We start from the raw sequence: 17,480 nt of genomic DNA, 5'->3' as shown, positions 1-17,480 counted from the left end.
CCGAGCCAGGCACGCAGGGGAGCGAGCCCGTCGTTCGTCACGGCGCCCGACCAGACGAGGTCCCACAGCGCGTCGAGGACCTCGGCCTGCGCGACCGGCGGCTCCTCGGTCGCTCCCTCCGGCCGCTCGGTCCCCAGCGCGTCGGTCGCGAGGTGGAAGCGGACGCGCTCCGTCAGGGCCGCGAGGAACCACGCCCCGCCGCCGTCGAGCGCCGTGAGCACCGCGGCGTGCAGCGGCGTGGACGTCGCGTCGTCGTCCGGCGGACGCAGGGGCAGCGTGAGGTCGGCGACCGACGCGGGGTGCAGCGAGACGAGACCGTCCTGGCCGGCGAGCCGCCCATGGCCCGCCCAGAGCACCTCGCCCGCCGCGGTCAGCTCGTCGAGCATCGCCGGGGAGTAGTCCTTCACGCGCGCCGGGAGCACGTGCGTCTCCAGCGCCGACGCCGGGACGACCGCGCCGGCCAGCTGCTCGACCGCCCGCGCCACGCCGTCGAGCCCACGCAGGCCGGTCGACGAGGTCGCCCCGCTCGGGTGCACGCCCTGCCAGCGGGGGAGGAAGACCCCGAGCGCGGCCGGCGGCACCGGTTCGACCTCGGCGCGCAGCGCCGCGAGCGAGCGGCGGCGCAGCGTGCGCAGGACGTCGGCGTCGCAGAACTCGTCGCCCGTCCCGCCGAGGACGTCGGGCCGCAGCCGACCCTGGACGAGCACCCCCGCGGACTCCAGCCGGCGCAGCGCCTCGGTCACCACGGCGACGCCCCACCCGAACCGCGCCGCGGCGGACGCCGCCGTGAAGGGACCGTGCGTCCGGGCGTGCCGGCGCAGCAGGTCGCCGACGGGGTCGGGCAGCACCTCGGTGAAGACCTCGGGCACCCCGACGGGCAGCGCGACGCCCAGCGCGTCCCGCAGGCGCCCCGCGTCCTCGATCGCCGCCCACTGCGTGACCCGCTCGGGCTCCACGCCGGACAGCCGGACCCGGATCAGGCGCCGCGACCGCTCGAGCTCGTCGAGCCACACCGCGACCTCGCCCCGCAGCTCCGGGCGCACGCGGTCCGCGAGCTCGTCCGCCGTCAGGGGGCCCTGGCGGCGCACCATGTCGGCGACCTGCTCCAGCGAGCCCGCCTGGCGGTCGGGGGCGCGCCCGCTCAGCTCGGCCTCGGTGCGCAGGACCGCGTCGGGGTCCAGCAGGTCCGCCAGCTGCGACGCCCCGCCCTCGCCGAGCAGCTCCGCGAGCAGCGTCGGGTCCAGCGTGAGGGCCGCGGCGCGGCGCTCGGCCAGCGGCGCGTCGCCGTCGTAGAGGAACTGGGCGGTGTAGCCGAACAGCAGCGACCGGGCGAACGGCGACGGCTGGGGCGTCGTCACCTCGACCACCCGCACGCGACCCTGGGCGACGTCCCGCATCAGCGTCGCCAGGCCCTCGGTGTCGAAGTCGTCCTGGAGGCACTCGCGGACCGCCTCGAGGAGGATCGGGAAGTCCGGGTACTGGGCCGCGACGGACAGCAGCTGCGCCGAGCGCTGCCGCTGCTGCCACAGGGGCTGACGGCGGTCGGGGCGGCGCCGGGGGAGCAGGAGCGCGCGGCTCGCCGCCTCCCGGAAGCGGGCGCCGAACATCGCGGACGAGCCGAGCTCCGCGCGGACCGAGTCGAGCACCTCCTCCGCATCGACGAGCAGGTCGGACGCGTCGACGAGTGGGCCGTCCCCGTCCGCCGGGGCGTCGGCGCCGCCGCCCCAGGGGTCGCCGAACGCGGCGTCGACCATGTCGGGCAGCCGCAGCACGATGCCGTCGTCGGAGTGCATCGCGGCGGCGTCGACGCCGTAGCGCTCGCGCAGCCGCGCGCCGAGCACGATCGCCCACGGCGCGTGCACCCGCGCCCCGTACGGCGAGTGGACCACGACCCGCCAGTCGCCCAGCTCGTCGCGGAACCGCTCGACCACGATCTCGACGTCGCTCGGCACCGTCCCCGTCGCCTCGCGCTGCTCGCGCACGTAGGCCAGCAGGTTGTCGGTGGCCCACTCGTCCAGGCCGGCCGCCCGCACCCGCGCCCGTGCCTCCTCGTCGTCGGCCGCCGCGACCTCGCGCACCCAGGCGCCCATCGCGCGGCCCAGCTCGGCCGGCCGGCCCGGCGAGTCGCCCTTCCAGAACGGCAGCCGCCCCGGGACGCCGGGCGCCGGCGTGACGAGCACCCGGTCGGGCGTGATCTCCTCGATGCGCCACGTGCTGGAGCCCAGCGTGAACAGGTCCCCCGCGCGCGACTCGTAGACCATCTCCTCGTCGAGCTCGCCGACGCGCTTGCCGCCGCGCACGCGGCCGCCGGTGGTCTCGGGGTCCACCGGCACGTCGCTCGTCGTGGAGCCGGCTGCGAGGAAGACGCCGAACAGGCCGCGGTCGGGGATCGTGCCGCCGCTCGTCACCGCGAGCCGCAGCGCGCCCGGACGCGCGGTGAGCACGTCGCGCACCCGGTCCCAGACGAGCCGCGGGCGCAGCTCGGCGAACTCCTCGCTCGGGTAGCGGCCCGCGAGCATGTCGAGGACGGAGCGGAGCGTCGCGTCGCCGAGCTGGTCGTAGGGCCCGGCGCGGCGCACCACCGCGGCCAGCTCGTCGACCGGCCAGTCCTCGACCGCGACCATCGCGACGACCTGCTGCGCGAGCACGTCGAGCGCGTTGCGCGGCACGGTGAGCGCCTCCAGCTCGCCGCCGCGCATGCGCTCGGCCGTGACGGCGGAGGCGACCAGCTCGCCCCGGAAGGTCGGGAAGACGACGCCGTGCGAGACCGCGCCGACCTGGTGGCCGGCGCGGCCGACCCGCTGCAGCCCGCTCGCCACGGACGGGGGAGCGCCGACCTGGACGACGAGGTCCACGGCGCCCATGTCGATGCCGAGCTCCAGCGAGCTCGTCGCCACCACCGCGGGCAGCCGGCCCGCCTTGAGCTCGCTCTCCGTGCGGGTCCGCTCCGCGCGGCTCATCGAGCCGTGGTGCGCCCGCGCCAGGATCGTGGCCGCGTCGCGGGTGTCCACGCCGACCGAGGCGCCGGACTGGGCCTGCACCGACGCGGGGTGCAGGGCGCCGGGGTCGGGCAGCTCCTCGCCGGAGCGCTCGGCCCAGACCTCGTTCATGCGCGACGTCAGGCGCTCGGCGCCCCGCCGGGAGTTGGTGAAGACGAGCGTCGACCGGTGGTCGGCGACGAGGTCGACCACGCGCTCCTCGACGTGCGGCCAGATCGACGCCCGCCGGGTCGGGGCGATGCCGTCCCCCGTGAGGTCGAGCACCGGCTCGTCCGTCGCCGGCCCGCCGAGCTCGGTGAGGTCCGGGACCGGGACGACGACGTCGACCTCGATCCGCTTCTGCGAGGGCGGCTGCACGACGCGGACCGCGCGCCCGCCGTCCTCGGGGCGGCGCGCACCGCCCAGGAACGAGGCGACCGCCTCGACCGGTCGCACGGTCGCCGACAGCCCGACGCGCTGCACGGGCCCGGGCCCGCCCGGGCGCTCGAGCAGCGCGTCCAGCCTCTCGAGCGACAGGGCCAGGTGCGCGCCCCGCTTGGTGCCCGCCACCGCGTGGATCTCGTCGAGGATCACCGTCGTCACCCCCGACAGGCCGGCGCGCGCACCGGACGTCAGGACGAGGTACAGGGACTCGGGTGTCGTGATGAGGATGTCGGGCGGCTGCGTCGCGAAGGCCCGCCGCTCGGCCGGCGGCGTGTCGCCGGTGCGGATCCCGACGGTGACGTCGGGCAGCTCGAGCCCCAGCCGCGTGGCCGCCTGCCGGATCCCGACGAGCGGCGAGCGCAGGTTGCGCTCGACGTCCGTCGCGAGGGCCTTGAGCGGCGAGACGTAGACGACGCGGCAGCGCGCCGTCGGGTCGTCGGGGCGAGGGCCGGTGAGCAGCCCGTCGAGCGCCCACAGGAACGCGGCGAGCGTCTTGCCGGACCCGGTCGGTGCGACGACCAGCGCGTGCTCCCCGCCGGACACCGCCTCCCACGAGCCCTCCTGCGCCGCGGTGGGCGCCTCGAAGGCGCCCGCGAACCAGGCGCGGGTCGGGGCGGAGAACCGGTCGAGGACCACGCGCCCATTGTCGGGGTCGGGACCGACACGCGCGGCCCGAGCGCCCGGCGCGGGGCGGCCCCCCGCGGGGGTCCCGCAGGTGGCAGGCTGTCGTCCGTGAGGCACCGCGAGTTCTGGGACCTGGTCGAGGAGGTGCTGGGCAGCGCCCAGGGCCGGGAGCTCGTGCGCACGCTCGTCGTCGGGTCCCTCGGCGGGCGGACGCCGCAGCAGGCGCTCGACGCGGGCGTCGAGCCGCGCGAGGTGTGGCACGCCATGTGCGACGAGCTCGACGTGCCGGAGGCGCAGCGGTGGGGGCTCGACCCCTACCGCCAGGCGCCGCCCCGCCGCTGAGGCCCGCGCGGTGAGCGCCGGGGGACCGCGGTGGCGCCTGCTCGCCGCCGACGTCGCGGAGGCGCTCGTCGGCCTCGGCGCGACGGTCGTCGGGCTCGCCGCGGGCGCCCTGCTCACCAGCACCGTGGAGGTGAGCTCGTGGCCCGGCCTGGTGGGGGCCGCGCTCGTCATCACGGTGGCCGACGTCGGGCTGCGGGAGCCGCTGCGCCGCTTCGCCGCCGTGGGCGGGGCCGTCGTCGCGGTCGTCCTGGGGCTGGCGGCGCAGCTGACCATCGCCTACGCCGCCCTGGTGCTCATGCCGGGGATCGAGGTCTCGTCGCTCGGCGGCGTCGTCGCCACGATCGTCGTCGCCGCGGTCGTCATGGCGGGGGCGCGCTGGTTGTGGGGCGCCGCGGACAGCGGCTACGTCGTCGCCGACGTGCTCGGCCGTGCCTCGCGTGCCCGGCGGCGCGCCGGCCCCGAGGGGGTCCCGGCGCCGTCCCGCTCCGGGCTGCTGGTGGTGCAGCTCGACGGCGTCGGGGCGGAGGTGCTGCGCGAGGCCGTCGAGGCCGGACTCGTCCCCACCATCCAGCGCTGGCTCGACTCGGGCACGCACCGCCTCGACTCCTGGTGGGCACGCGTGCCGTCGACGACGCCCGCGAGCCAGGCGGGCCTGCTGCACGGCGACTCCTCGGCGATCCCGGCGTTCCGGTGGTGGGACCGCGGGCTCGGCCGGCTCGTCGTCACGAACCACCCGGAGGACGCCGCCCTGGTCGAGGAGCGGCTCTCGACGGGCGAGGGCCTGCTGGCGGGCGGCGGGACGGCGATCTCGACGATGTTCTCGGGCGACGCCGCGACGCCCCTGCTCGTCATGAGCCGCACGCGCGCCCCCGGGCCCGACGGCCGCTCGCCCGGCATCGGCCCGGGGGAGGAGTACGTGCGGTTCTTCGCGAGCCCGTTCGTCGTCGCCCGCGCGCTCGTCCTCACGCTCGGGGAGATCGTCAAGGAGCTGTACCAGGGGCGGCGCCAGCGGGCGCGCGACGTCCGGCCCCGGATCGCGCGCCGCGGCTGGTACGTCGTCCTGCGCGGCGTGACCAACGTCCTCATGCGCGACCTCAACACCGCGCTCGTCAGCGAGGCCCTCCTGCGGGGCGACCCGACGGTCTACGTCGACCTCGTCGACTACGACGAGATCGCGCACCACGCCGGGCCCTCGCGCCCGGAGGCGCTGCGCGCGCTCGAGGGCCTCGACCGCTCGCTGCGCACGTTCGAGCGCGTCGCCTCGCTCGCGCCCCGCGCCTACCGCTGCGTCGTCCTGTCGGACCACGGGCAGGCGCTGGGCGAGACGTTCCACGACCTCACCGGGCGCTCGCTGACCGACACGGTGCGGGCGCTGATGGCGGACCCCGGTGCGGCGGCCCGCTCGAGCCTCGGGGGCGAGGAGTGGGGGCCGCTCAACGCGCTCCTGTCGAGCGCGCCGACGCTGCGCCGCACCCCGGTCGTCCACGGCCCGGACGCGGCCGCGCGCCGACGCGAGCCGGAGGGCGTGCCGGAGGTCGCGGTCGTCGCGTCCGGGAACCTCGGGCTGGTGTGGTTCCCGCAGCACCCCCGGCGCCTCACCCTGGAGGACCTCGCCGAGCGCCGGCCGGGCCTCGTCGCGGGCCTCGCGGCGCAGGAGGGGATCGGCGTGGTCGTCGTCGACTCCCGCGACAACGGGCTCGTCGCCGTCGGCGACCGCGGGCTCGTCCTGCTCGAGCGTCCCGAGGCCGACGTGCAGGGCGAGGACCCCCTGGCCCCGTACGGCGCGCGGGCGCGCGCGGACCTCGCACGCGCGGCGCGCCTCGAGAACACCGGCGACCTCCTGCTCGTCTCGTCCGTCTCGGCGGGCGGGCGCGTGCACGCGTTCGAGCACCAGGTCGGCTCCCACGGCGGCATCGGCGGGCGGCAGAACCTCGCGCTGCTCGTGCACCCCGCCGAGTGGCACGTCGACGACGACCTGCGCGAGGAGCTCGACGGGCGGCGGCTGCTCGTCGGGGCCGAGGCGGTGCACGCGCAGCTCGTCCGCTGGGCGCGCCAGGCGGGTCTGCGGCCGTGAGCCCCGGCCCCGGCNCGGACGGCGGCGACGCCGGACCGGACGCGCGCGACGCCACGGACGGCGGCGTCGGCGTGCGGTGGCTCGGGCACGCCAGCGTCGTGCTGGACGTCGGCGGCGCGCGGCTGCTGACCGACCCGCTGCTGCGCCGCAACGCCGGGCTGCTGCGCCGCCGGGGCGCCCCGCCCGCGGTCGAGACCTGGGCGGGCGCCGACGCGGTCCTGATCTCGCACCTGCACCACGACCACGCCGAGCTCGCGTCGCTGCGCCTGCTCGACGGCGTGCCCGTCCTCTCCGCCCCGGCGAACGCCCGCTGGCTGCGCCACCACGGCGTCGCGTCGGCGCTCGGCGTGACGCGGGCCTGGACCGTGCCCGGCACCCCGGTGGAGGTCGTCCCGGTGCCGGCGGTCCACGGGCACCGGCCCATGCCGCACCGCCCGAACGCCGCCGGCGGCTTCGTCGTGCGCGCGCCCGGCGCCCGCGTGTGGTTCGCCGGCGACACCGAGCTGTTCCCGGCCATGGCGGACGTGCCGCGCATCGCGGGCGGCGTGGTGGACCTCGCGCTCGTGCCGGTCGGCGGGTGGGGGCCGCGGCTGTCGGGCGGGCACATGGACCCGTTGCAGGCGGCGCGCGCGTGCGCGCTGGTCGGCGCGCGCGCCGCGGTGCCGGTGCACTGGGGCACGCTGCACGCGCCCGCGTCGCGCTGGCTCCCGCCCGGCTGGATGGACGTCGCGGGGCACGCGTTCGCGGCGGCGTGCCTGCGGGTCGCGCCGGCGGTGCGGCCGGTGGTGCTGCGACCGGGGGAGGCCGTGCGGGTGGCGGCGGCGGGATCCGGCGACACGCCGCGCGGATGACGGCGATCGAACACCTGTTCGGCTAGTGTCGTCCGCAGGTGACACCGGTCCAACCGTCCCCAGGTCGCCGCCGGCTCGGCCGGCGCACAGCCCGGGGCGGGGACGGCCGGCATGTCGGTGGTCGGGCATAGCGTCACCGCACGACGACAAGGACCAGACCCCGTAGGCGCAGCGGTCTGCTGCACGGATGACGAAGGTGGAACACCATGCCCGCACCTCAGGACCGCGAGAAGGCTCTGGAGGCCGCTCTCAGCCAGATCGACCGCCAGTTCGGCAAGGGGTCGATCATGCGCCTCGGCGACGAGGGCCGTGCCCCCGTCGAGGTCATCCCCACGGGGTCCATCGCGCTCGACGTGGCGCTCGGGATCGGTGGGCTGCCGCGAGGCCGCATCATCGAGGTCTACGGCCCCGAGTCCTCCGGCAAGACGACGGTCGCGCTGCACGCGGTCGCCAACGCCCAGCGCGCGGGCGGCATCGCCGCGTTCATCGACGCGGAGCACGCGCTCGACCCCGAGTACGCCAAGAAGCTGGGCGTCGACACCGACGCGCTGCTGGTCTCCCAGCCGGACACCGGCGAGCAGGCGCTCGAGATCATGGACATGCTGATCCGCTCCGGCGCGATCGACATCATCGTCATCGACTCCGTCGCGGCGCTCGTGCCCAAGGCCGAGATCGAGGGCGAGATGGGTGACAGCCACGTCGGTCTGCAGGCCCGCCTCATGTCGCAGGCGCTGCGCAAGATCACCGGCGCGCTCAACCAGTCCGGCACCACCGCGATCTTCATCAACCAGCTGCGCGAGAAGATCGGCGTCTTCTTCGGCTCCCCCGAGACGACGACCGGTGGCAAGGCGCTCAAGTTCTACGCGTCCGTCCGGATGGACATCCGTCGCATCGAGACCCTCAAGGAGGGGACGGAGCCGGTCGGCAACCGCACCCGCGTCAAGGTCGTCAAGAACAAGCTCGCGCCGCCGTTCAAGCAGGCCGAGTTCGACATCCTCTACGGCGTCGGGATCTCCCGCGAGGGCAGCCTCATCGACCTCGGCGTCGAGCACGGCTTCGTCCGCAAGTCCGGTGCGTGGTTCACGTACGAGGGCGACCAGCTCGGGCAGGGCAAGGAGAACGCCCGCAAGTTCCTGCGGGACAACCCCGACCTGGCGGACGAGATCGACAAGCGGATCAAGGAGAAGCTCGGCGTGGGGGCCCGCCTCGACGCCCCGGCGGACGCCTCGCCGGCGGTCGACTTCTGATCGTGACCTCGCGTCCCTGACCGCCGTCCCCGGGTCCGCGCGCCGACGCCGCGTGGACCCGGGGACGGCGTGTCTGCGGCGACGGTGTGGCAGGAGCGACGAGGAGGACGAGGGTGCGGCGAGCCGAACCGCCGAGAACCGGCGACCCGGAGCGCGACCGCGACGCCGACCCGGAGTCGGTCGCGCGCGCGATCGCGCTGCGGCTGCTCACGGACGCGCCGCGCAGCCGTGCGCAGATCGCCGAGGCGATGCGCCGCCGTGAGGTGCCCGACGACGTGGCGGACCGCGTGCTCGACCGGTTCACCGAGGTCGGTCTGGTTGACGACGCGGAGTACGCCGCGATGCTGGTGCGCACGCGTCACCAGGAACGTCACCAGTCGCGTCGAGCGATCGCCGTGGAGCTGCGGCGCAAGGGCGTCGCCGACGAGGTCGCGCACGAGGCGCTGGAGCAGATCGACGGCGAGGACGAGGCGTCCGCCGCCCGCGTCCTGGTGCGGCGCAAGCTCGCGTCGACGCGAGGGCTCGACCCGCAGGTACGGGCGCGGCGCACCTACGCCGCGCTCGGCCGGCGGGGCTACTCCCCGTCGCTGGTGGCGACCATCCTGCGCGAGGAGCTCGCCGCGGAGTCGCTCGACGACGACGAGACGGGCCTGCCGCTCCCGGACTGAGCGCGCGTCCGGCGCCGAGGCCCCGCGGGCACGGAGCGCGCGGCCCGGGCGCGTCGGGACGTCGGTGCAGGACACGCACCCGCGGTGCGCGAGAATAGGCGTGCCCGACCGACGGGCCCGGAAGGAGGACGGCGTGACCTGGGGATCGCTCGGCACGATCGTCGGCCTGCTGGGTGCCTGTCTCGTCGCGCTCATCCTCGTGCTCGTCGCGCGCCGCGAGGCCGCGCAGCGGCGCGAGTCGGTGGAACGCGAGGTCGAGGAGGTCCGCGACCGCGCGCGCACGCTCATGGCGGACGCGGAGCGCCGGGAGCAACGGGTGAGCGACCGCGAGCAGGCGGTCGCGGCCGAGCAGGCGCAGGCGAGCGAGCTCAGCCGGGTCGCGCGCGCCAGCGCGGAGTCGGCCGCGCAGCTGGAGCGCTCGGCGCAGCGGCTCCTCGCGGACGCCGAGCGCGACGCCGCGCAGACCCGCGCCGCCGCCGAGGAGGCCGCCGCGCGCACCCGCGCCGAGGCCGAGAAGGCGGCGACGGCGGAGCTCGAGTCGACCGCGGGGCTGACGGCGGCCGAGGCGAAGGCCGAGCTGGCACGACGGCTGAGCGAGCAGGCGCGCAACGACGCGGAGTCGCTGGTCCGCCGGGCGCAGGCCCAGGCGCGGCGGACGGCCGAGGCGAAGGCCCGCCGCATCGTCGCCACCGCCGTGCAGCGCACGGCCGTCGCGACGAGCTCGCAGGCCGCGATCACGGTGATCCCGCTCCCCAACGAGGAGATGAAGGGCCGGATCATCGGCAAGGAGGGGCGCAACATCCGCTCCTTCGAGGCTCTCACCGGCGTGAACGTCCTCATCGACGAGCAGCCGGACGCCGTCGTGCTGTCCAGCTTCGACCCGGAGCGCCGCGAGCTCGCGCAGGTCACCCTCGAGGCGCTCATGGCCGACGGCCGCATCCACCCCCAGCGGATCGAGGCCGCGTACGCCGACGCCGTCGCCTCGTCCGACGAGCGAACCGTCGCCGCCGGGCACGACGCGGCCGAACGGGCCGGCGTCGAGGGCCTGCACCCCACGCTCGTGCGCACGCTCGGGCGGCTGCGGCTGCGGACGTCCTACGGCCAGAACGTGCTGGAGCACCTGGTGGAGAGCGCGCTGGTCGCCGCCTCGGTGGCGGCCGAGATCGGCGCGGACGTCGAGGTGGCGCGGCGCTCCGCCTTCCTGCACGACATCGGCAAGGCGCTCACCTCGGAGGTCGCGGGGACGCACGCGCGGGTCGGCGCCGACCTGGCGCGGCGGCACGGCGAGTCCGACGTCGTCGTCAACGGGATCGAGGCGCACCACGACGAGGTGCCGACGGAGACCGTGGAGGCCGTGGTCGTGCAGGTCGCGGACGCGATCTCCGCCTCCCGGCCCGGCGCCCGCCGCCAGGAGCTCGACCAGTACGTCGAGCGGATCGACAAGCTCGAGCAGCTCGTCGCGGCGCACGCCGGGGTCCGGCGGGCGCTGGCGATGTCGGCGGGGCGCGAGGTCCGCGTCGTCGTGGAGCCGTCGGAGGTCTCCGACTCGGACCTGCCGCAGCTGGCCGTGGCGATCGCCCGGCACATCGAGTCGGACCTGGTCTACCCCGGCGAGATCACGGTCACCGTCGTGCGCGAGCTGCGCGCCAGCGCGACCGCGGGCTAGCGCCCGGGCCGGCACCCGCGCTGGCGGTCGTCGCTAGCGCCCCGTGTCCACCACGAGCGTCGGCGCCTCGGCCTTCGCGGCACGGCCCGCGGTCCGCCGCCCGACGCGGCCCGCCAGCCGCTCGGCGACCTTCGTCAGCGCGTAGTTGATGACGATGAAGATGACGGCGGCGACCAGCAGCGACTGCAGGATGTTGCCCTGTCCGGCGCCGAACTGCCGCGCCGCCTGCAGCAGCTCCGGGTACGTGATGATGTAGCCGAGCGCCGTGTCCTTGAGGATCACCACGAGCTGGCTGGCGATCGCCGGCAGCATCGCGATGAGCGCCTGCGGCACCTCGACGAGCCGCAGCGACTGCGAGCGACGCAGACCGATCGCGAGCGCCGCCTCGCGCTGCCCGCGCGGCAGCCCGTGCACCCCCGACCGCACCAGCTCGGCGAACACCGAGCCGTTGTAGAACGTGAGGCCGAGCACGACGCCGATGAACGGCACGTCGTTCGGGCTCACGACGCCGAGCCGGCTGATCCAGAGCCAGAAGAAGATCATCATGAGCAGCACCGGGACGGCGCGGAAGAACTCGACCACGACGCCGCTCACGGTGCGCACCGCGCGCGACCGGGCCAGGCGGCCGAGCCCGAAGACGACGCCGAACACCGCCGAGGTCACGATGGCGACGGCGGCGGCCTTGAGGGTGCTGATGAGGCCCGGGATGAAGAAGTTGGTCCACGGGTTGGCGGTGAGGAACACCTGCCACTTGTCGGCGGCCAGCTGACCCTTCTGGCCGAGCAGGACGAGCGCCCACGCGCCGATGCCCACCACGGCGAGCGTCGCCGCGACGTTCACCCACACCATGCGCCGCCGCGCGCGCGGGCCCGGCGCGTCGAACAGGACGAGATCACTCATCGGGCCACCGCCAGCCGGCGCGAGAGCGCGGTCGTGGCCAGGCCGATCGGGACGACGATCACGACGAAGCCCATGGCGAAGATGAAGAAGATGCCGACGACGACGTCGGGCCGGAACTCGATCATCGTCTTCATGACGCTCGACGCCTCGGTGGCCACCGACCCGGCTGCCGCGACCGTGGAGTTCTTGGTGAGGGCGATGAGGACGTTGCCCAGCGGGGCGACGGCGCCGCGGAACGCCTGCGGCAGGATGATGAGCCGGGCCGCCGGCCAGAACGACAGGCCGATCGCCCGTGCCGCCTCGGCCTGGCCGACGGGCACCGTGTTCACCCCGGACCGCAGCGCCTCGCAGACGAACGCCGCGTGGTAGACCGTCAGCCCGAGGACGGCCAGCAGGAAGAAGTTCCGCTGGAAGTCCGTCGACAGCACGATGCCCAGCTGCCCCCAGAGAGCCAGCACGCAGAACAGGATGATGATCGTCAGCGGCGTGTTCCGCAGCAGCGTGACGTACGTGCTGCCGGCCCAGCGCAGGCTGGGCACGGGCGAGATGCGCATCATCGCGAGCACCGTGCCGAGCACGAGCGAGAGGATCGCCGCGTAGAAGGTGAGCTGGATGTTCACCCAGAACGCGGCCGGCACGTCGTACTCGCTGAACAGCGAGAGCAGCCGGTCGAGGTAGCTGTCGTCCACCAGGTCTCCGTAGGGGGCGGGCGGTCACCCGTGCCGGCGGTCGCAGGACCGCCGGCACGGGTGCGAGGTCAGCCGCAGGCGTCGGGCTTCGGCGGGTTCAGGTCGGCGTTCGGCTTGTACCCGGTGGAGCCGACGTTGTCGTCCAGCGCCTTCTGCCAGGAGCCGTCGTCGATCATCTTCGTGATTGCCTCGTTGATCGGCTCGCACTGGTCGCTGTCCTTGGGCAGGCCCACGCCGTAGCGCTCCTCCGAGAACGGGTTGCCGACGACCTTGACCTTCCCGGCGTTGGCCGGGATGGCGGCCAGGCCGGCCAGGATGATGTCGTCGGTGGTCACGGCGTCCACCGAGCCGGCGACGAGCGCGGTCACGCACTCCGCGTAGCCCGGCTGCTCGACGAGGTTGACGCCCGAGGCGTACTCGTCCTTGATCCGCTGCGCGGACGTCGAGCCCGTGACGGAGCACAGGTTCTTGCCCTCGAGGGTGTCGGGGCCGGTGATCGCCGAGTCGTCCGCGGCGACGAGCAGGTCCTGCCCGGCGACGAAGTACGGGCCCGCGAACGAGACCGTCTCCTTGCGCTTGTCGGTGATGGAGTAGGTCGCGAAGATCATGTCGACCTGCTTGTTCTGGAGCATCGTCTCGCGCTGCGCGGACGGGGCGGCGATGAACTCGATGTCGCCCTCCTCGTAGCCCAGGGACTTGGCGACGTACCGCGCGACGTCGACGTCGAAGCCGGTGTACTTGCTGCCGTCCTGGAACCCGAGCCCGGGCTGGTCGAACTTGATGCCGATGCGGATCTTCTCCGGCTTGCCGCCGCCGGTGCTGCCCGGCTCGTCGCCTCCTCCGCCGGAACAGGCGGCCAGGGCGAGCGTGGCGGCGGCTGCCACCACGGCGAATCCGACTCGTCGTCGCATGGGACTTCCCCTTCGTGTCAGGTGATCGTGCGGTTCGTGTGCAGGGGGTCGTGGGGTCTCGGTGGGGGTCGGACGACCGGGGCCGGTCGCGTTCAGTGGGTGAGGATCTTCGAGAGGAAGTCACGCGCGCGCTCGCTGCGCGGCGCGGTGAAGAAGGTCTCGGGGTCGGCCTGCTCGACCACCTGGCCGGCGTCCATGAACACGACGCGGTGCGCGGCCCGGCGGGCGAACCCCATCTCGTGCGTGACGACGAGCATCGTCATGCCCTCGCGCGCGAGCGACACCATGACGTCGAGCACCTCGTTGATCATCTCGGGGTCGAGCGCGGACGTCGGCTCGTCGAAGAGCATGACCTTGGGGTCCATGGCGAGCGCGCGGGCGATGGCGACGCGCTGCTGCTGGCCGCCGGACAGCTGCGCGGGCAGCTTCCCGGCCTGGTTCGCGACCCCGACCCGCTCGAGCAGCTGGGTGGCCTTCTCCTTCGCCTGGGAGGACTTGACCCCCTTCGACTTGATCGGGCCGAGGGTCACGTTCTCGAGCACCGTCTTGTGCGCGAACAGGTTGAACGACTGGAACACCATGCCGACGTCCGCCCGGAGGCGGGCGAGCTCGCGGCCCTCCGCCGGCAGCTCGCGGCCGTCGATGGTGATGGAGCCGGAGTCGATGGTCTCCAGGCGGTTGATCGTGCGGCAGAGGGTCGACTTGCCCGAGCCCGACGGTCCGATGAGCACGACGACCTCGCCGCGGTGGATGGTGAGGTCGATGTCGCGCAGCACGTGCAGGGGGCCGAAGTGCTTCTGGACGCCGCTCAGCACGACGAGCGGGTCGCCGGGGGAGCCGGGGGACCGCACGGCGTCGGGCCGGTCCTGGGTGCTGCCCGCGGCGGCGGCCGTCGAGCTGGTCGCCGTGGTTCCTGCGGTGGTGCGGTCGGGCTGGTCGTCGGAGGTCACTGCGGTGTCCGCCATCCTGGCACGGTAGGGGGAAATGTCCGGGGCGGCCACCCTAGCCAGGTCACGTTTCGGACTCGTGACCGGGGCGTCGTCGCAGGTCGGGCCGCGTCGGTCGGGTCCGTGACCTGCGCGTCGTACCCTGGTCGGTGATGTCCACGACCCTGCCCGCGCCCGCGCCGTCCGCCGAGGCGCCGTCCCTCGACGCGCCCGCCCTCGTCCGCGAGCGGACCGGCCGCCCGGCCGACCTCGAGCGCCCGCGCACCTACGTCGTCAAGACGCTCGGCTGCCAGATGAACGTCCACGACGCCGAGCACATGGCCGGCATGCTCGAGCAGGCCGGCTACGTCGCCGCGAGCGCGCAGGACGCCGCCGCCGAGGACGCCGACGTCATCGTCATCAACACGTGCGCCGTGCGGGAGAACGCCGCCGACAAGCTCTACGGCAACCTCGGCCGCCTCGCGGGGCACAAGCGGGCGCGCCCGGGCATGCAGATCGCGGTGGGCGGCTGCCTCGCGCAGAAGGACCGCGCGGGCATCGTCGAGCGGGCGCCGTGGGTCGACGTCGTGTTCGGCACGCACAACCTCGACGTGCTGCCGGTGCTCCTGGAGCGGGCGCGGCACAACGCGGCGGCGCAGGTCGAGATCGAGGAGTCGCTCCAGGTCTTCCCCTCGACGCTGCCGACCCGTCGCGAGTCGGTCTACGCGGGCTGGGTGTCGATCAGCGTCGGGTGCAACAACACGTGCACGTTCTGCATCGTGCCGCACCTGCGCGGCAAGGAGCGCGACCGCCGGCCGGGTGACGTGCTCGCCGAGGTCGCCGCGCTCGTCGACGGCGGCGCGATCGAGGTCACGCTGCTCGGGCAGAACGTGAATTCCTACGGTGTCGAGTTCGGCGACCGGCAGGCGTTCGCCAAGCTGCTCCGCGCCGCCGGGGCCACGCCGGGCCTCGAGCGGCTGCGGTTCACGTCGCCCCACCCCGCGGCGTTCACCGACGACGTGATCGAGGCGATGGCCGAGACGCCGACCGTCATGCCGCAGCTGCACATGCCCCTGCAGTCCGGGTCCGACCGGGTGCTGCGGGCGATGCGCCGCTCGTACCGCTCCGAGCGCTTCCTCGGCATCCTCGACCGCGTCCGGGCGGCGATGCCCGACGCGGCGATCACGACCGACATCATCGTCGGGTTCCCCGGGGAGACGGAGGAGGACTTCGTCGAGACGCTGCGCGTCGTCGAGGCGTCGCGGTTCTCGTCCGCGTTCACGTTCCAGTACTCACCGCGGCCCGGCACGCCCGCCGCCGACCTGCCCGGGCAGCTGCCCAAGCAGGTCGTCCAGGAGCGGTACGAGCGGCTGGTCGCGCTGCAGGAGCGCATCTCCGCGCAGGAGAACGCGGCGCAGGTCGGCCGGACCGTGGAGGTGCTGGTCGCCGAGGGCGAGGGGCGCAAGGACGGCGCCACCGCACGCGTCTCGGGCCGCGCCGCCGACAACCGGCTGGTCCACCTGTCGCTGCCGCCCGGCCTGCCCGCCTCCGACGCGCCGCGGCCCGGCGACCTCGTCACCGTGACGGTGACGCACGGGGCGCCCCACCACCTCGTCGCCGACTCCGCGCTCGAGGGCGGCGCCTTCGCCGTCCGCCGGACGCGCGCGGGCGACGCGTGGGAGCGCCGGGCGTCGGGCGCCGACGAGCACCCCCACGGCGGCGACGCGTGCGGTACGGGCAGCGGCGCCGTCGGGCCGGTGGTGCTCGGCCTGCCGACGCTCGGCCCGCGCGCCTAGCGCCGGCGCGGTCGGCTCAGTCGTCGGGCAGGTCGCTCGGCGGCTGCGTCCCCTCGCGGGGGAGCATCGCGTCCAGCGCGGCGAACATCTGCACGCCCGTGCCCAGCCCGCACGCGAGCACCTGCGCGAGCTGGTTGTCGGAGACCCCCGGCTCGAAGTCGGCCGACACCTCGCTGTAGAGGGCGAGCGAGCCATCCTCCTCGCGCAGGTACGCCTTCGGCCAGATCCGCTCGCGGTTCCAGTCGTTGATGGCCAGCGCGAGCGCCGGGCGCTGCTCGAGCGGCAGCACGCGGTGCCACCGGCCGCGCACCTGGACGATCTCCTGCTGCTCGCCGAGGAGCAGGAACCAGAACCGGTTCCCGTCCCACGTGCCGGTGAGGTCGCCGTCGTCGTCGACGACGAACTTGTAGCCGCGGTCGAGCAGGTACTCGCCGACGCGATCGCGCGACAGCGGGCGCGGCGGCTCGTCCTCGGGCACCTGCTTCGGCGGCTTGGGCAGGCCGCCCAGCACGCGCTGCAGCCAGCCGGGCGCGCTCACGGCGCGACCCCGGCCGGGTCGGGGAAGTGCTCGTCGAGCGAGTCGAAGAACATGCTCCCCGTCGAGAGCCCGCAGAAGAGCATCTGGCTCAGCTGCGCGTCGGTGGCCCCGTGCTCGAGGTCGGTCGCCACCTCGGACACCACGTGCACCCGGCCGTTGTCACGCACGCGCACGTAGGCCTTGGGCCAGATGCGGTCGGCGTTCCACTCGTTGCACAGGTCCAGCACCTCCTCGAGGCGCTCGATCGCCACCTCGCGGTGCCACTGCCCCCTGACCTGGAGGATCTCGGCCTGCTCGCCGAACAGGAAGAAGTAGAAGAGCCGACCCCGCCACAGGCCGCCCAGGTCGCCGTCGTTGTCGACGAAGTAGCTGAAGTCGTTGTCCGCCATCCAGGCGGCGATGCGGGCGGGCGTCACCGGCGTCGGCAGCTCCTCGGAGCGCTCCGCGACACCCAGCTCGCGGGCCAGCAGCGCCGCCACGCGGTCGTGCAGCTCGTCGTCGTCGACCACCGGCGCGACGTCCGCCTCCGCGCCGGGGTGCCGGGGTCGCCGCCACCACCCGCGGGCCCGATCGCCGAACGATGCCATGGGCCGACAGTACCCGCGGGGACGGACGAAGGGGGGCCGCTGCGCCGTCCGCGAACGGCGCCCCGCCGCGGACGGCGCCCGCCGTCGAGCGGCTAGGTTCTGCCTGTGCTCGTCGCCGCCGCGCTCGTCCCCGACACCGCCCTGCTCGTGCCGGGCGCGGCCGGGGCGGCGGACGTGCTGGCGGGGCTGCGGGACGCGGCGGAGCGGGCGGTCTCCGGCCTGCCGGCGGACGCGCGGGT

At 75.0% G+C, this 17,480-nt stretch carries 14 protein-coding genes; 7 read left to right on the top strand and 7 right to left on the bottom strand.

The window, feature by feature from the left end; all coding sequences use genetic code 11:
- The coding region (locus HGCM_RS18380) for an Lhr family ATP-dependent helicase (RefSeq protein WP_019137478.1) at positions 1-4,058 on the bottom strand (4,058 nt) is incomplete at its 3' end.
- A 96-nt stretch (positions 4,059-4,154) separates the two neighbouring features.
- On the opposite strand from HGCM_RS18380, the gene HGCM_RS14095 reads away from it, so the two are divergent.
- From HGCM_RS14095 to rny, 6 genes are all read left to right on the top strand, one after another.
- Entirely contained in the window at positions 4,155-4,388 is a 234-nt protein-coding gene (locus tag HGCM_RS14095; protein ID WP_019137477.1) for a DUF3046 domain-containing protein, read from the top strand.
- Between the two features lie 10 nt (positions 4,389-4,398).
- On the top strand, positions 4,399-6,462 hold the full coding sequence (locus tag HGCM_RS14090; RefSeq protein WP_019137476.1) for an alkaline phosphatase family protein: 2,064 nt from the start codon (positions 4,399-4,401) through the stop codon (positions 6,460-6,462).
- Positions 6,345-7,313, top strand: a complete 969-nt coding sequence (locus tag HGCM_RS14085; RefSeq protein ID WP_425457480.1) for an MBL fold metallo-hydrolase — start codon at positions 6,345-6,347, stop codon at positions 7,311-7,313. Before HGCM_RS14090 ends, HGCM_RS14085 begins: the two co-directional genes overlap by 118 nt.
- A 206-nt stretch (positions 7,314-7,519) precedes the next feature.
- Entirely contained in the window at positions 7,520-8,560 is a 1,041-nt protein-coding gene (recA, locus tag HGCM_RS14080; RefSeq protein ID WP_019137474.1) for a recombinase RecA, read from the top strand.
- 113 nt (positions 8,561-8,673) lie between these two features.
- Positions 8,674-9,228, top strand: a complete 555-nt coding sequence (locus tag HGCM_RS18375; protein ID WP_019137473.1) for a regulatory protein RecX — start codon at positions 8,674-8,676, stop codon at positions 9,226-9,228.
- A 133-nt stretch (positions 9,229-9,361) separates the two neighbouring features.
- Positions 9,362-10,894, top strand: coding sequence for a ribonuclease Y (gene rny, locus HGCM_RS14070; RefSeq protein WP_026075486.1), 1,533 nt, complete (start codon positions 9,362-9,364; stop codon positions 10,892-10,894).
- Between the two features lie 33 nt (positions 10,895-10,927).
- Here rny and HGCM_RS14065 read toward each other — a convergent pair whose 3' ends face one another.
- From HGCM_RS14065 to HGCM_RS14050, 4 genes are all read right to left on the bottom strand, one after another.
- Positions 10,928-11,794 (bottom strand): amino acid ABC transporter permease, encoded by an 867-nt coding sequence (locus HGCM_RS14065; protein WP_019137471.1) that lies wholly within the window; start codon positions 11,792-11,794, stop codon positions 10,928-10,930.
- Positions 11,791-12,483: an amino acid ABC transporter permease gene (locus tag HGCM_RS14060; protein WP_019137470.1), complete on the bottom strand. Its 693-nt coding sequence runs from the start codon at positions 12,481-12,483 to the stop codon at positions 11,791-11,793. Before HGCM_RS14060 ends, HGCM_RS14065 begins: the two co-directional genes overlap by 4 nt.
- Positions 12,484-12,551: 68 nt before the next feature.
- Positions 12,552-13,394, bottom strand: coding sequence for a glutamate ABC transporter substrate-binding protein (locus HGCM_RS14055; protein WP_026075485.1), 843 nt, complete (start codon positions 13,392-13,394; stop codon positions 12,552-12,554).
- A gap of 92 nt (positions 13,395-13,486) precedes the next feature.
- The gene (locus HGCM_RS14050; RefSeq protein WP_081596411.1) at positions 13,487-14,359 is read right to left on the bottom strand and encodes an amino acid ABC transporter ATP-binding protein; all 873 of its coding nucleotides are present in this window, start codon (positions 14,357-14,359) and stop codon (positions 13,487-13,489) included.
- A 134-nt stretch (positions 14,360-14,493) separates the two neighbouring features.
- Here HGCM_RS14050 and miaB point away from each other — a divergent pair, with 134 nt between their 5' ends.
- Entirely contained in the window at positions 14,494-16,116 is a 1,623-nt protein-coding gene (gene miaB / locus HGCM_RS14045; RefSeq protein ID WP_019137467.1) for a tRNA (N6-isopentenyl adenosine(37)-C2)-methylthiotransferase MiaB, read from the top strand.
- A gap of 16 nt (positions 16,117-16,132) precedes the next feature.
- Here the strand turns inward: miaB and HGCM_RS14040 are convergent, their stop codons facing one another.
- A complete protein-coding gene (locus HGCM_RS14040) occupies positions 16,133-16,654 on the bottom strand; it encodes a type III secretion system chaperone family protein (RefSeq protein WP_019137466.1) in 522 nt (173 codons plus the stop codon).
- Positions 16,651-17,241: a type III secretion system chaperone family protein gene (locus HGCM_RS14035; RefSeq protein ID WP_081596410.1), complete on the bottom strand. Its 591-nt coding sequence runs from the start codon at positions 17,239-17,241 to the stop codon at positions 16,651-16,653. Before HGCM_RS14035 ends, HGCM_RS14040 begins: the two co-directional genes overlap by 4 nt.
- Positions 17,242-17,480: the final 239 nt, after the last annotated feature.

This window comes from Cellulomonas massiliensis JC225, assembly GCF_000312005.1.
Lineage (GTDB): Bacteria > Actinomycetota > Actinomycetes > Actinomycetales > Cellulomonadaceae > Cellulomonas > Cellulomonas massiliensis.
Note: the sequence above shows the minus strand (reverse complement) of the source record. Positions and strands in the feature narration are given on the sequence as shown.

Excerpts from the sequence above, each read along its gene's own strand:
- HGCM_RS14065 (WP_019137471.1), bottom strand. The coding sequence starts at position 11,794 with ATGAGTGATCTCGTCCTGTTCGACGCGCCGGGCCCGCGCGCGCGGCGG.
- HGCM_RS14035 (WP_081596410.1), bottom strand. The coding sequence starts at position 17,241 with ATGGCATCGTTCGGCGATCGGGCCCGCGGGTGGTGGCGGCGACCCCGG.
- HGCM_RS14050 (WP_081596411.1), bottom strand. The coding sequence starts at position 14,359 with ATGGCGGACACCGCAGTGACCTCCGACGACCAGCCCGACCGCACCACC.
- HGCM_RS14055 (WP_026075485.1), bottom strand. The coding sequence starts at position 13,394 with ATGCGACGACGAGTCGGATTCGCCGTGGTGGCAGCCGCCGCCACGCTC.
- recA (WP_019137474.1), top strand. The coding sequence starts at position 7,520 with ATGCCCGCACCTCAGGACCGCGAGAAGGCTCTGGAGGCCGCTCTCAGC.
- miaB (WP_019137467.1), top strand. The coding sequence starts at position 14,494 with ATGTCCACGACCCTGCCCGCGCCCGCGCCGTCCGCCGAGGCGCCGTCC.